Raw genomic sequence first — 13,710 nt, 5'->3', positions numbered from 1 at the left:
CGTGTTGACACCACACATATTCGCCGAACCCTTGGCCGCGTCGAGCCGGCGTTCCTACGTTCCTATCCGAGATTACGCACTCATCGGCGACTGTCATGGCGCAGCATTAGTCGCCCGGGACGGCGGGATCGACTGGTGGTGCCCAGAGCGCTTCGACGCCGAGCCAGTCCTTTGGCGCCTTCTGGACGCTGAAAAGGCCCCGGTCTTTGAAATCTGTCCCGAAGATGATGCCGAGGTGGAGCGGGCCTACCTTCCCGATACAAACATTTTGCGCTCAGTTTGGACGGCGCGCGGCGGCCGAGTTGCGGTGACTGACTTTGTGCCGGTTGGCCGCGCGCCTGCTGCGACGAGCGACGACTATGTCACCCTGTCCGCTCCGGGCTGGCTGGTGCGCATTGTGGAAGGTGTGGCGGGCCGCATGACGATACGGGTCCAGTATCGTCCGGCAAAAGCCTCCTTCGACGGCGCCGCCTTGGACGAGCTGCCTCAGAGTGATTGCGCATTCGGTGCCGTCGCCCTTTACATGTGCGGAGGTGCGCCCGAGGGCGTCACGGCCGCCAACGAAGCGATCGAAGTCGCCGCTGGGGAACGGCTTGCCTTCGTGCTTGCGCCCGTATCGGCCGCGACCGCAGCCCCGGCCGGTCAGGCCGCTCGACTACTGCAGATCACGAGCGCTTTCTGGCAAGAGTGGTGCGGCCGCTGCCAATATAAAGGCCCGTATGGCGGGGCGGTGCGGCGCAGCGCGCTAACCCTGAAGCTGCTCACCTTTGCCCCGACGGGGGCCATAGTCGCCGCGCCTACCACGTCCCTGCCCGAGGAGCCGGGCGGCCAACGGAATTGGGATTACCGTTTTAGCTGGCTTCGAGACTCGGCCTTCGTGCTCCAAGCATTCGCGGCGCTTGGTTACAGCGGTGAAGCCCGCCGCTATTGCCAATTCCTACGCCTTTGCTGCGTGCAGACATTACCTGAACTGCAAATCCTCTATGGTATTCGCGGTGAGACGGAGCTCCGCGAACAAAGGCTGGACCATCTCGATGGGTATGACGGCAGCCGGCCGGTCCGCATCGGCAATGCCGCCTACCGCCAAAAGCAAGCCGATATCTACGGCGAACTTGCCGACTGGGCACTTCTGTATCATGCGCTTGGTGAGCCTCTCGACACGACGCTGACGCAAATTCTGCGCGGCGCCGCCGACTATATAGCAGTCCACTGGCGGGAGCCCGATCAGGGTATTTGGGAGATGCGCGGCGAACCGCGGCATCATGTTCACGGTAAGCTCATGGCATGGGTTGCCCTCGACCGAGCGATCCGTCTCCTGGGGCCAAATCCGGTCTGGGAAACCGAGCGGGAGGCCGTGCTTCAGGCGGTCCTGGGCCCCGGCATCGACCCTGAGGGCGGCTACTTTACGCAGGCTTTTGGGTTCCGGGAGCCAGACGCCGCACTCTTGCTGGCCCCGCTGCTCGATCTCCCGGTTCCGCCCGACCTTTTAGCCCGCACGGTGGATGCCGTGGAGAGGCGGCTACGCGAGGGCGACTACGTCCGGCGCTACCGGACCCCTGATGGGGTTCCTGGCGGCGAAGGCGCTTTTCTCATCTGCAGCTTTTGGCTAGTTGATGCACTCCTTGCGCTGAATAGAGCGGTGGAAGCGCGCTCGTTGTTCGAGAGCCTCCTAACTAAGGGCAATGATCTCGGCCTGTATGCGGAAGAGGTCTGTCCACACGACGGTGCGTTCCTCGGTAATTTCCCCCAAGCGTTCACGCATCTCGCTCTGATCAACAGCGCCATTCACTTGCAGCTCTACGAGAACAAAGGGGTGGAAGCCCTCGCTGGAACGCATGCCGATCGCGCGAAGCGAACGGCCGCGGCCCGTGAGGCCATCTGGCAGGACATCAACGGCGACGGCTCGCACACCAATTCGCGTGCTTCTGTCCTCGACTTGAAATCCACCATCTCGCCCGGGCGACCAGAACGCAGCGTGGCTGCATATGAGGATGCCGGGCCGGTTGGCGAACCTCGAAATCGAGGCGATGCAGATCTGCGCGCTGTGGTGAACTTTCCCAGCCCGCGCGGAGCGAAAACGTACTGTTGCGACTAGTGCGGCCAGCGCAGGCACGATGACGCTGCGGTCCATGCGGGTGTTCTCCCGGAAGTCACCGCCGCGTTCGGATGGTGGCAACACGCATACAAAATGGTGAACGACGAACAAGTAGGAGAGACCAATGGCCAACCAATACGACCTTATAATCATAGGAACCGGCACGGCGGCTATGGTCGCTGCGATGCGCGTGCGCGCCGCCGGTTGGAGCGTGGCGGTCATCGACCACCGGCCTTTCGGCGGCACCTGCGCCCTGCGCGGCTGCGACCCGAAAAAGATGCTTGTCGGCGGCGCCTCGGCTCTCGACCATGTCCGGCGCATGAGTGGCAATGGTGTTGCCGGTGACGTCCATATCGACTGGCCCGAATTAATTGCCTTCAAGCGCACTTTCACTGATCCGGTCCCGGAAAAGCACGAACACCGTTACGAAGAAAAGGGCATTCATACTTATCACGGCCATGCACGCTTCGCGGGTCGGAACAGTCTGACGGTGGACAGCGAAAATCTTGAAGCCCGTCACGTTTTGATCGCTGCGGGCGCCGAGCCGATAAAGCTGCACATTCCTGGTGAAGAGTATTTCGCTACCAATGAGGACTTCCTGGCCATGGAGCGACTGCCAGAACGGATCGTGCTGGTCGGTGGTGGCTATGTAGCGTCGGAATTTTCCCACATCGCCGCCCGCGCGGGCGCGCAAGTGACCATCCTTCAACGTGGCGAGCGGATGCTTACGCACTTTGAGCCTGAACTTGTCGGCTGGCTCATGGACAAATTCGGCGAGATCGGGGTCGATGTGCGCCTGCGGACCACAGTGCAGGCAATCGAGAAGAAGGGTGCGGGCTTTGTCGTTCGCGCCTCGTCAGAAAGCGGCGACACGACGTTTGAAGCCGATCTTGTTGTTCATGCGGCCGGTCGGGCGCCCGCGCTCGACGCGCTTGATCTTGAGACCGGCGGCATCGCGACGGAGAACGGCCGGCTCAAACTGAATGAGCACCTCCAGAGCGTCTCGAACCCGGCCGTGTACGCCGCCGGCGATGCGGCACAGCAGGGCCCCCCGCTCACTCCGGTCTCAAGCCACGACGGCAAGGTGGTCGCCGCTAACCTTTTGGAGGGCAATCGGCATACACCGGACTATCGCGGTGTGCCGAGCGTGGCCTTCACGATTCCGCCGATCGCTGCTGTCGGACTGAGCGAGGAGGAAGCACGTCAGCAGGGCCTAAAATTCCAGACCAAGTCCCAGATGGCGTCCAACTGGTTTACTGCCCGCCAGGCCGCGGAGAAGACCTATGGCTTCAAGGTGATGGTGGAGGACGACACCGGGCGTATCCTAGGCGCACATCTTGTCGGACCGCACGCTGATGAAGTGATTAATCTGTTTGCCCTGGCGATCCGCCACGACCTAACGGCCGACAATTTGAAGACGACGATGTTCGCGTATCCCACCGGCGCCTCGGATATCGGCTACATGCTCTGAATGCCTTTGCGTCTCTGTAATCATCGAGGACGGACGCATCTGGCTCTATTTCGTTGAAGGACGCCGAACTGGCACGCGCGGAGCTTCGACGCAGCTAATCGCTTCGTCGGCGATGCGCCAACCCAGGAGCGCGGGCGCAGACATGGTGAAGCTAGTCGACCAGCCAATCGGATGAAAATTCGGTATTGACCCTGTACTTAGTACAGGGTGTAGCAGTTCTAATGTGACGACCGTCAATGTGAACTAACGAGCAGCGCAGCACAGATGGCTTGGCAGCGCCACTAGCGCGGAAAGTGAGGTTTGATGAACGAAAAGCCAGCAGCGGGGCTTATGACGGCGATTGTCGTCGCGCCACTGGTCGCGCTTTGCTGACTTGGGCCGCTTTTTATCGGCTCGGCAGTAGGTGGTGTCGTGGGCTGGCTTAGCGGACAGGGTCTTGCATTGACCGCCGTGCTGGCATTCTTGGCCGCAGCCATCGGCTACGCCGTGATGCGTTGGCGCAGGGCTTCATCCAATCGAGTGGATGCCGGCCCGACTTGCGCATGCGATGTATCTGAAGCGCGGCAAGACGTCGAGCTTGATATCGTCAAGCCTGCGAACGAACGGCGGACCCGTTAATCGCAACGATTCGAGCGATCCGCAGCGCACAGTGGCGATCGCTCAGGCCGGACGATCATCCATAGAACTGGTACGCGCCAATCAAGGAATGCCAATGCCACTGGAAGATCAGCGACCTGACCCATTAAGAGCGGACCCTGCGGAGATGATCGAAGAATGCTCGGCCCTGTTGCCAGGGTTCAATGAGGTCGGGCTCATTCCCGCTGTCGCGACAGACGTCGCGAGTGGAGTGGTGCTGATGCTAGCGTGGATGAATGCGGAGGCGTTGAACAAGACGATCGAGACCGGCCAGGCCTGGTACTGGAGCCGGTCCCGCCAGCGTCTCTGGCATAAGGGCGCGACAAGCGGGCAGATCCAACAGGTCGAAGAACTGCGCATCGACTGTGATCAGGACACGGTCTGGCTCAAGGTGAGCGTCGCAGGCGACGGCGGCTGTTGTCACACCGGCCGACCCAGCTGTTTCTATCGCCGAATCCTGACCGGGTCGGAGGGTCCGACGCTCCAACGGCTATCCCACGCTCGGCCATTGTCGCGCTGAAAGGCCGCCTCAAAAATGAGGCAATAAGCTGTACATGCCCGTTGAGAACATGTTTGTGCACAGGGGCTTCAGCAAATCCTGCTTCCTGTGATCCGCGCACCTGTGCGGCACCTAGTACCTCGTCACAGAGATTATGATGTTCGAAGTGCGGGCGCGCAGCAGCGGCTCGAACGATGGTGACAAGTAGCGACCGTTAATCGATCAACTCGCACACCCGCTCTTCGAACATCCTTTTGGTGACGACGCCGATCTTCAATCCGAACACCTTCAGCGATCCGCGAATGCAGCCCTCGATCTCGTATTGTTGTTTGAGAAGCAGCTTGCGGGCGACGAGCAGGAAACGAAGCTCGTGACTCTCGGTGGTCTTCACATGCACAGGCTGGAACCAGCCCGTCCGCATCATCTGTGCGATGCCGCGAGCATCGTTCCGATCCGTTTTGTTGATCATCGCCGAGAGGTCAGCCTTCGCCCGCCTGACCTCGATACAGACGACGGGAAGGCCCGCGCCGGCAAGCCCGCTATAGAGCTATTGCGAGAGGGGACAGGCTTCCAGACCCACCGTCCGAAGCTCAGCCCGGTCGCATGAAGAAGTCGGTAAGCGCCGCAGAATCGCTCGCCACCTTGGCTTCTGCGACGTAGGCTCCAGCCTCGTCTACGATGCACACGCTCGTCTCGTCCAAGGACACGTCCAGCCCGGCATGATGCTTCATGATCGTTCCTCCTCAGGTCTGGAAGCCGCCCATCAGCTTCCATCGAGGGGCAATTGTACAGCTCCCACGCTGGCTAGATCGCTCGCTTGCCGATTATCCGATCTGCGAGCTCCCGCAACCACTCTCCTCAGCGCTCCAAACCTGCGCTCCTGCACGAGATTTGATGGTCGAGGGCGTGCATTCGCTAAGACAGGTCCAGATCCTGCGGCTGGTCGAACAGGCCGGGGATGAGGCGCGCGGCGTGCCGGCCGGCACGATCCGGATCTCCTGCACGGCGGCCTTGGGGGCCTTGCACATCAGCCGGCTGATCTTCGCCTTTCAGGACCGCTACCCCCGACATCGGAGTCGACCTCAGCCTGACCGACGAGCGCGTCGACCTGGGCCGAGAGGCGTCGACATCGCGCACCACCGATCTCTTTCACGGATGCGCATGAGAATCTAGGCGGCCATAACCAAAGCCGAACTCAGGGACCTAGATTTTGCCGAATGAGAAGGTGGTGCGGGCGGCCGGGGTCGAACCGGCACTCCTCCACTCGGAACTGGATTTTGAAGTGAATCTCGCGTACCACCGGGGTGAAATTCCACGGGCGGCGGCGCTTCAAACAAGAGCCGAAGGGTCGGCCGACGCTCCTAGAAGACACTTGCCCTTTGAGGCCACCCGTCCGATTTGCACGCTATAGCCCGATATTACCGCACACGTTCACGCGCGGGCTTCAAAGCGGAAGATCTATCGCCTTCTATCTCCACAAGAGCAAAGAAGTGGAGATACAGTATGAGCGCTGCCCCGCATGTCGCCCGCAGAACAATTCGCCGGCAGCAGCTACGAGAGATCGTGCCACTTGCCGACAGCACGATCTACGACATGGAGCAGCGAGGAGAATTCCCGCGGCGCTTTTATCTCACCTCACGCTGCGTCGTCTGGGACTTGGCAGAGGTCGAAGCCTGGCTCGACGCTCGACGCCGTGCCTCTCGGGCAAATACTGTTAAACGCGCTCCCAGTCCTGACGTGAGATTGCGCCGTTCGCGGCCCGTCAAACACTAGGCTCGAGCTCAAGCAGCTCCATCGTGGCCGGGAGCAGAGTCGGGACATACTTCCGCCCCAAGACCCATGCGTCCACCAGATTAGACCACTCCTGCATCATATGCCGGCGTTGATGCTCGTACTCCGCCTTGTTGTAGACACCACGCGAGGACCTTCCGTCCTCGTGCGCCAGGCACTTCTCGATCCAGTCGCTGTTGAAGCCGAGCTCATTCAACAGGGTCGAGCCTGTGCGTCGAAGATCGTGAACAGTGAAGGGTTCGAGTGGCAGCCCCTCCTTTTTCGCTCTGACAACGACTGCGGTCGTGATCCGGTTGAACGTCGCCCGCGACATCGGCGCGTCAGCGTCATATCGCGACGGAAGGACATAGCGCGAATTGCCTGCGCAGGTTTTCAGCGCGATGAAGATGTCGACGGCCTGCTGTGACAGATAGACGTTGTGTGCCTTCGACCGCTTCATTCGCTGCTTGGGTATCGACCAGACGGCGTTCTCGAAATCGACTTCATCCCACGTCGCGTCCTGCAGCTCGCTTTTCCTGACCATCGTAAGAAGGAAGAGCTTCATTCCCAGCCGTATAGTCGGCAGGGTCGGTACATGATCGAGCTGACCGAGCATGACGCGGATCTCCGCAGGTGATAGCGAACGATCCTTCGGTACGAAGGTCGCGATAGACGCGGGCCCAACTTCATCCGCCGGGTTGGCGACCTTCTCGCCATGCAAAATCGCGAACGCAAAGATCAGCTTCACGATATCCCGCACATGGACGGCCGTGGCTGGAGCGCCGCGATCCTTCACTTTCCCGCACATCATGCGGAGATCGTCAGGCGCGATCTCCGTCAGAAGCCTGTTTCGAAATGTTGGCAAGATGTCGCGTTCGTAGATCGAGCGCCGCATGGCGCTCGTGCTGTCGGCCATGCGCGACTCCTGGAACCACTTCTCGCCGAACTCGCCGAACCTCTTCGCCTCCTTCAATCGTCGCTTGTCGTGCTGCTTCTCTTGAGCAGGAGACCGTCCCTCTGAAATGGCCCGCTTCGCATCGATCAGCTTCTCGCGAGCCCTGGCAAGCGAGAGGCCATCTGGGCCATATCGGCCGAGCGTGAGCGTCTCGCGACGTCCGTTGAGGCGGTAGTCGTACCGGAACACGATCGCCCCAGACGGCTGCACTACGACGTACATACCGTCACGATCGCTCACCTTGTACAATTTATTCTGTGATCTCAGCGCCTTAATCGCAGTGTCAGTAAGCATGGGGGCCTCCAAAACCGTCTAAAAACCGGAGAGAGGCGCCGATTATACCGTCAGGCCAAAACAGGCGATGCTGAAGGCATGATTCCCGTTTTAAATCAGCCTATTAATACCAAAAAAAATACCGTCAGCAGCTCTCTTAGCTGTGACGGTATAGCGAAATTCCCGATCAAACAAGTTCCCCCATACCGTCTGCTATACCGTCAAATCGGAGCACTGCCCCTCGATAGACGGCGATAGCCACTGGCACAATTATCTTTATGTTTCAATGTATTATGGCGTGCCAGAGCGTACAAAAGGATACTACCGGAGGGGTAAAAATCATTCCCACTCGATCGTGCCGGGCGGCTTGCTGGTATAGTCGTAGACGACGCGGTTGATGCCCTTGACCTCGTTGATGATGCGGGTCGCGACGCGGCTCAGGAAGGCGGCGTCGAAGGGGTAGATGTCGGCGGTCATGCCGTCGGTCGAGGTGACGGCGCGCAGCGCGCAGACGCTGTCATAGGTGCGCAGGTCGCCCATCACGCCCACGGTGCGGACCGGAAGCAGCACGGCGAACGCCTGCCAGATTGCATCATAGAGGCCCGCATTGCGGATTTCCTCCAGATAGACCGCGTCGGCCTTGCGCAATATGTCGCAGCGTTCCTTGGTCACTTCGCCGGGGATGCGGATGGCAAGGCCAGGGCCGGGGAAGGGGTGGCGGCCGACGAAAATGTCGGGCAGGCCCAGTTCCTTGCCCAGCACGCGCACTTCGTCCTTGAAGAGTTCACGCAGCGGTTCGACCAGCTTCATGTTCATGCGGTCGGGCAGGCCGCCGACATTATGATGCGACTTGATCGTGACCGACGGCCCGCCGGTGAAGCTGACGCTTTCGATGACGTCGGGATAGAGCGTCCCTTGCGCCAGGAAATCCGCGCCGCCGATCTTTGCCGCTTCCTCCTCGAACACGGCGATAAATTCGCCGCCGATGAATTTGCGCTTCTTTTCGGGGTCGGTCAGGCCCGCCAGGCCGCCGAGGAAGCGGGCTTCGGCCTCCACATGGACCAATTTGATGCCATAATGTTCGCGGAACAGGCTTACCACCTGCTCGGCCTCGCCCAAGCGCATCAGGCCGTGGTCGACAAAGACGCAGGTCAGTTGGTCGCCGATCGCTTCGTGGATCAGCACCGCAGCCACCGCGCTGTCGACGCCGCCAGACAGGCCGCAGATGACCCGGCCTTCGCCCACCTGTGCGCGGATATCGGCGATCTTGGTCGCGCGAAATTCCGCCATCGTCCAGTCGCCCGCCAGGCCGCAGACATGGCGCACGAAATTGGCGAGCAGCTTGCCGCCATCGGGGGTGTGGACGACTTCGGGATGGAATTGGGTGGCGTAGAAGCGCTTGGCCTCGTTCGCGGTCACGGCGAAGGGCGCGCCTTCGCTGGTCGCGACGACCTCGAAACCGGGGGCGAGCTGCGTCACCTTGTCGCCATGGCTCATCCACACCTGATGGCGCTCGCCCTCGTTCCACAGGCCGTCGAACAGCGCGCAGCTCTTCTTGACCTCGATGAAGGCGCGGCCAAATTCACCGCTCTCGCCGCCTTCGACATTGCCGCCCAATTGCTGCATCATCGTTTGCTGGCCATAGCAGATGCCCAATACCGGGACGCCCGCATCGAAGATCGCCTGGGGTGCGCGGGGGCTATCCTCCCACATGACCGACGATGGCCCGCCCGACAGGATCACGCCCTTGGGCTGCATCCGGGTAAAGGCTTCCGCCGCGCTGTTGAACGGGGCGATTTCGGAATAGACGCCGGCTTCGCGCACGCGCCGGGCGATGAGCTGGGTCACCTGGCTGCCGAAGTCCACGATAAGGATGGAATCCTGAAGGGGCAGCGTCATAGAATCGCCTTTGTCAGTCCGAGGGATAGGGATTCGCGTCCGGTTACTGTCCTGTCGCGTCCTTGTCCAGCACAGGTGCGCGCGCGCCGCGCCCGGCGGTCCATCCCAAAAGCGCGCCGCTGGCCAGAACGGCGGCGGCGATCAGGAAGGCGCTGCCGATGAAGGGCAGGATCGGCGCGGTGCCGACCGAAGCGGAATAGACCGCGCCGAAGAAGAGCGGCGAGGCGATGCCCGCGATGCTGGCGACGCTGTTGTTCGCGCCCTGTAGCTGGCCCTGTTCGCTTTCCGACACGCGCCGGGTCATGAGCGACTGGATGGTCGGCATGGCAAGGCCCCAGAGCGCATTGGGCAGCATGGCGGCGACGAACAGCCATCCCGTCGGTGCAAGGCCCATCGCCGCAATGCCGACCGCGCCGAACGACAGGCCGACGACCATCGTGGTCCGATCGCCCAGCCGCTTGACCACTGGCCCGACGAGCAACCCCTGTACCCCCATGTCCATCAAGCCGACGAGCGCCAGCAGGGTGCCGACCTGCCATGCGCCCCAGCCATAGCGGTCGCCCGCATAGAGGACGAACACCGCCGAAAACAGGTGATGGGCGAAATAGAGCAGGAAGTTGACGGTCGCGAGGCTGGACAGTTCGGGGTGCGACCGCAGCAGCCGGAGCGCGCCGAACGGATTGGCGCGTCGCCAGCTGAACGCCATGCGCTTGTCGCGCGGCAGCGATTCGGGCAGCACGATCAGGCCGTAGAGGAAAGCGAGGCCCGACAGGCCCGCCGCCGCCCAGAAGGGTGCGCGCAGCGATATTTCGCCGAGCACCCCGCCGATCAGCGGCCCGGCGACGAAACCGCCGCTGAACGCCGCGCCGATCAGGCCATAGCCCCTGGCGCGATCTTCGGGCGCGGTGATGTCGGCCATATAGGCAAAGACCGAGGTGAAGCTGGACGAGGTGATCCCGGCGAGGATGCGTCCCACCGCCAGCCACCATAGGCTCGGCGCGAGCGCCATCAGCCCATAATCGAGCGCCAGCCCGCAGACCGACACCAGAATGACGGGCCGCCGCCCGAACCGGTCGGACAGCGAGCCGATCACCGGCGAGCAAAGAAATTGCATCCCCGCCCACAGCGCCACGAACAGCCCGTTCCACAAGCCAGCCGCGCTGGTCGCGCCGGACAGCTGCTCGATCAACTGCGGCAGCACCGGAATGACGATGCCCATCGACATGACGTCGAGCCATGCCGTCACCAGGATGAAGAAGATCGCAGCGGTGCGTGCGGGGGCGGGCGGGGTGGACATGTTGGTCCCGCTATAGCGATGGCTGGCGAATGCCAAGCGGGTGGCGAGGGGCGCGGTGGTAAAGGTCACAGGGCCGAAGTTCACAGTGTCGCACGGCGATTTGGGCCAATCGTGCCGGTAAAGCCGTGGGAAGGCCACGGCAAAGGCGCATCGACGCGACAGGGACGCGACGCCGACGCGACAGTGGCGCGACGATCATGCGACGGTCGCGCGCCGCATCTGGGGCGATCCGCGGCGTCAGCGTGGGGGAGGGTGGTAGGCGCAGTTTCATCTGGAAGGATAGACCAGAGAAAATCCTAATAGGAAAGGGGTGGGGTGGTTTTGGGGTGCCCCCTCCCGTGAAGACGGGAGAGGTGTAGATGTTGCCGTCATGCCGGGCTTGATCTGATAGTCAGGACGCCCCCCCAAACTGGCGGCACCCTGCTATCGCGCGGTCACCGTCCCACCAAGCGGGCCGAGATAGAGGCTGAAGCCCCATAAGGCGGCGCACCAGCCGCACGCCACCCACAGGGCGGACAGGTCGAGCTGCGCGAACAGGGCTGCGCCGATGATCGCGCCCAGCACCAGGCTGAACCACAGCAGCAGATGGGGCAGCCAGCCAAAGCGCGGGCCGCCGGTCAGGGCGAGCGCGAAGGATTGGCCGAGCTTCACCAGCGCGCCGGTCATATAGGTGACGCCGATGCTGACCTCTCCATCGCGCTGGAACACATTATTCACGGCCCCCATCGCGGCGGCCATCAGGAAAGTGATGGTGTCGCCCCTGCGGCCGACGGCCAAGGCGGCGAGGATCAGCATGCCCAGCACCGTGGCCAGCACCGCCTGTTTGCGCCAGCGGCCCGCCAGTCTGCCTATCAGCGCCCCGCCAAACACGCCGCCGACAAAGGCGCCGATCAGGCCGATGGCCATGCCGGCGACCGCCGTGCCCCCGGCGATGCCCACCGCCATCCGCGTCGAATTGCCGCTCATGAAGGAAACGAACAGGCCGCCCAGCTTGAGCAGGCCCAACGCATCGACCATCCCGGCCAGCGCAGCCAGTCCAAAGGCCAGCGCATAACGCGGCAGGGTGTTGCCGGTCATGGGTCAGGCGATCCGTTGCAGCGTCATGCTGCCGTCGGATCGGCGGTCGGGCCATCGGGCGATGTCGCCGGGGGTGGCGATGCCATATCGGTTGCGCCGCGCACAAGGCCCTCCAGGCTGGAGCCGTCCAGACCCAATTCCTTCATCAATCCGTCGATCACCGGCGCCTGCGCACGGTAGCGCAGCGCGGCGGACACCGCCGCATTGGCGAGGTTGCCATCCTGCCCCTGGCCTGCGGATACGCTGCCGCCTTCGCCGCCCTGTCCCGTTATCCCATCGACCTGCACGATCTTGATGGAATCGATCGCTTCCATCGGCTTGGCGGCCTCGCGGACCAGTTCGGGCAATATCTTGAGCAGGGCCATCTTGGTCTGGAGCGACACCTGGCCGGAGGAGAGGAGGTTAGCTGCTTCGTTGACAGCCTGCTGCCCCGCCGCTTCGACCTCGAAACGCACGCGGTCGGCCTCGGCGCGCAGTTTCACCGCCTCGGCCTCACCCTGTGCTGCGAAGCGCACGGCGGCTGCGCGGTCGGATGCGGCCTGCTTCTCGGCCTCTGCCTCGACCTTCACCTGGATCGCGGCGCGTTCGGCCTCGCGGGCGGCGTCGATCAGTTCGATCCGCTTGGTACGCTCGGCAATCTCGGTCTGGCGCGATGTCTGCACCTGTTCCTCGGCCGCGACCGCCTTGGCGCGGGCCGCGTCGGCCTCCGCCTTGGCCTGGCTTTCCTCGCGGCTCTTGTTCTGGACCGCGATCTGCTGTTCCTGCCGGGCGAGTTCGAGCGCCTGTTCCTGCGCGATCCGCGCTTCCTTGACGGTGCGGTCCGCCTCGATCTGCTGGCTATCGACCAGCTTCTTGGCTTCGATCTTGGCCTGTTCGGCTTCCTGCTGGCGCAGCGATTGTTCGCGGGCGATTTCGGCGCCTTGCGCGGCGCGGCGCATCTCGACCTCGCGCTCCTGCTCCAGCCGGGCGAATTCGGTGTCGCGCGCGATCAGCATTGATTGGCGCTCGGCCTCCAGATTCTTGGTCTCGATCTGGACGCGGGTATCCTGTTCGATGTCGTTGCGCGCTTTCTTGCGCAATTCGATCTGCTCGGTCAGCTTGGTCAGGCCTTCGGCATCGAAGGCGTTATTGGCGTTGAAATGTTCGATCGATGTCTGGTCGAGGCCGGTCAGCGAGACGCTTTCCAGTTCCAGCCCGTTCATGGCGAGATCGACCGAGGAGACCTGCTGCACCTTTTGCACGAAATCGCTGCGCTGTTCGTGCAACTGGTTCATGGTCATGCCCGCCGCGACCGAGCGCAATGCATCGACGAACTTGCCCTCGACCAGTTCCTTGAGCGCTTCGGGATGCATGGTGCGCATGCCCAGCGTCTGCGCGGCGATGGCGATCGACTGGGCGTCGGGCCGCACCCGGACATAGAATTCCGCCTTCACGTCGATGCGCAGCCGATCGAGCGTGATCAGCGCGTCGCTATTCTTGCGTTCCACCGCGAGCCGCACCGTGTTCATGTTGACCGGCATCGTCTCATGAAAGATCGGCAGCACCAGCGCGCCGCCGTTCATCACCACTTTCTCGCCGCCGAAGCCGGTGCGCACGAAGCCGATTTCCTTCGATGCCCGCTTGTAGAGCCGGGCGATCACGACGCCCAATATGATCAGCAGCAGCAGGCCGCTGCCGGCGATCAGCACATAGGGCATGATCGAAAATCCGTCCTGCACGGCGGGCAAATTCATGGCAT

The 13,710-nt window shown here is 62.5% G+C and carries 11 protein-coding genes; 4 read left to right on the top strand and 7 right to left on the bottom strand.

Annotated features, from left to right (window positions below):
• The first annotated feature begins 1 nt into the window (after window position 1).
• The 3 genes from OVY48_RS10570 (at window position 2) to hisI (ending at window position 4,722) form a co-directional block, all read left to right on the top strand.
• On the top strand, window positions 2–2,095 hold the full coding sequence (locus OVY48_RS10570; RefSeq protein ID WP_151606917.1) for a glycoside hydrolase family 15 protein: 2,094 nt from the start codon (window positions 2–4) through the stop codon (window positions 2,093–2,095).
• A 124-nt stretch (window positions 2,096–2,219) separates the two neighbouring features.
• Window positions 2,220–3,566: a dihydrolipoyl dehydrogenase family protein gene (locus tag OVY48_RS10565; protein ID WP_151606919.1), complete on the top strand. Its 1,347-nt coding sequence runs from the start codon at window positions 2,220–2,222 to the stop codon at window positions 3,564–3,566.
• A 763-nt stretch (window positions 3,567–4,329) separates the two neighbouring features.
• A complete protein-coding gene (gene hisI, locus OVY48_RS10560) occupies window positions 4,330–4,722 on the top strand; it encodes a phosphoribosyl-AMP cyclohydrolase (protein ID WP_167713036.1) in 393 nt (130 codons plus the stop codon).
• A gap of 193 nt (window positions 4,723–4,915) precedes the next feature.
• Here hisI and OVY48_RS10555 read toward each other — a convergent pair whose 3' ends face one another.
• Window positions 4,916–5,206, bottom strand: a complete 291-nt coding sequence (locus OVY48_RS10555; RefSeq protein ID WP_260591532.1) for a transposase — start codon at window positions 5,204–5,206, stop codon at window positions 4,916–4,918.
• An 85-nt stretch (window positions 5,207–5,291) separates the two neighbouring features.
• The gene (locus OVY48_RS10550) at window positions 5,292–5,432 is read right to left on the bottom strand and encodes a hypothetical protein (protein ID WP_167713014.1); all 141 of its coding nucleotides are present in this window, start codon (window positions 5,430–5,432) and stop codon (window positions 5,292–5,294) included.
• A 772-nt stretch (window positions 5,433–6,204) separates the two neighbouring features.
• Between OVY48_RS10550 and OVY48_RS10545 the strand changes: the two genes are divergently transcribed.
• Window positions 6,205–6,474: a helix-turn-helix transcriptional regulator gene (locus OVY48_RS10545; protein ID WP_126847143.1), complete on the top strand. Its 270-nt coding sequence runs from the start codon at window positions 6,205–6,207 to the stop codon at window positions 6,472–6,474.
• Here OVY48_RS10545 and OVY48_RS10540 read toward each other — a convergent pair.
• From OVY48_RS10540 to OVY48_RS10520, 5 genes are all read right to left on the bottom strand, one after another.
• Complete coding sequence (locus OVY48_RS10540; protein WP_126847141.1) at window positions 6,464–7,720, bottom strand: tyrosine-type recombinase/integrase; 1,257 nt, start codon at window positions 7,718–7,720, stop codon at window positions 6,464–6,466. The genes OVY48_RS10545 and OVY48_RS10540 overlap by 11 nt on opposite strands.
• Before the next feature lie 318 nt (window positions 7,721–8,038).
• Complete coding sequence (gene guaA, locus OVY48_RS10535) at window positions 8,039–9,598, bottom strand: glutamine-hydrolyzing GMP synthase (protein ID WP_313922825.1); 1,560 nt, start codon at window positions 9,596–9,598, stop codon at window positions 8,039–8,041.
• Window positions 9,599–9,641: 43 nt separating this feature from the next.
• Complete coding sequence (locus OVY48_RS10530; RefSeq protein ID WP_409593135.1) at window positions 9,642–10,964, bottom strand: TCR/Tet family MFS transporter; 1,323 nt, start codon at window positions 10,962–10,964, stop codon at window positions 9,642–9,644.
• A gap of 354 nt (window positions 10,965–11,318) precedes the next feature.
• Window positions 11,319–11,972 (bottom strand): YoaK family protein, encoded by a 654-nt coding sequence (locus OVY48_RS10525; RefSeq protein ID WP_313922824.1) that lies wholly within the window; start codon window positions 11,970–11,972, stop codon window positions 11,319–11,321.
• 23 nt (window positions 11,973–11,995) lie between these two features.
• On the bottom strand, window positions 11,996–13,705 hold the full coding sequence (locus OVY48_RS10520) for a flotillin domain-containing protein (RefSeq protein ID WP_313922823.1): 1,710 nt from the start codon (window positions 13,703–13,705) through the stop codon (window positions 11,996–11,998).
• Window positions 13,706–13,710: the final 5 nt, after the last annotated feature.

The sequence above is a fragment of the Sphingobium sp. SA2 genome (assembly GCF_032227065.1).
In the GTDB taxonomy this organism is placed as follows: Bacteria; Pseudomonadota; Alphaproteobacteria; order Sphingomonadales; family Sphingomonadaceae; genus Sphingobium.
The sequence above is the reverse complement of the archived record's forward strand: the minus strand, read 5'-3'. Positions and strand labels throughout refer to the sequence as shown.

Excerpts from the sequence above, each read along its gene's own strand:
- OVY48_RS10545 (WP_126847143.1), top strand. The coding sequence starts at position 6,205 with ATGAGCGCTGCCCCGCATGTCGCCCGCAGAACAATTCGCCGGCAGCAG.
- OVY48_RS10565 (WP_151606919.1), top strand. The coding sequence starts at position 2,220 with ATGGCCAACCAATACGACCTTATAATCATAGGAACCGGCACGGCGGCT.
- OVY48_RS10540 (WP_126847141.1), bottom strand. The coding sequence starts at position 7,720 with ATGCTTACTGACACTGCGATTAAGGCGCTGAGATCACAGAATAAATTG.
- OVY48_RS10550 (WP_167713014.1), bottom strand. The coding sequence starts at position 5,432 with ATGAAGCATCATGCCGGGCTGGACGTGTCCTTGGACGAGACGAGCGTG.
- hisI (WP_167713036.1), top strand. The coding sequence starts at position 4,330 with ATGATCGAAGAATGCTCGGCCCTGTTGCCAGGGTTCAATGAGGTCGGG.
- OVY48_RS10520 (WP_313922823.1), bottom strand. The coding sequence starts at position 13,705 with ATGAATTTGCCCGCCGTGCAGGACGGATTTTCGATCATGCCCTATGTG.
- OVY48_RS10525 (WP_313922824.1), bottom strand. The coding sequence starts at position 11,972 with ATGACCGGCAACACCCTGCCGCGTTATGCGCTGGCCTTTGGACTGGCT.
- guaA (WP_313922825.1), bottom strand. The coding sequence starts at position 9,598 with ATGACGCTGCCCCTTCAGGATTCCATCCTTATCGTGGACTTCGGCAGC.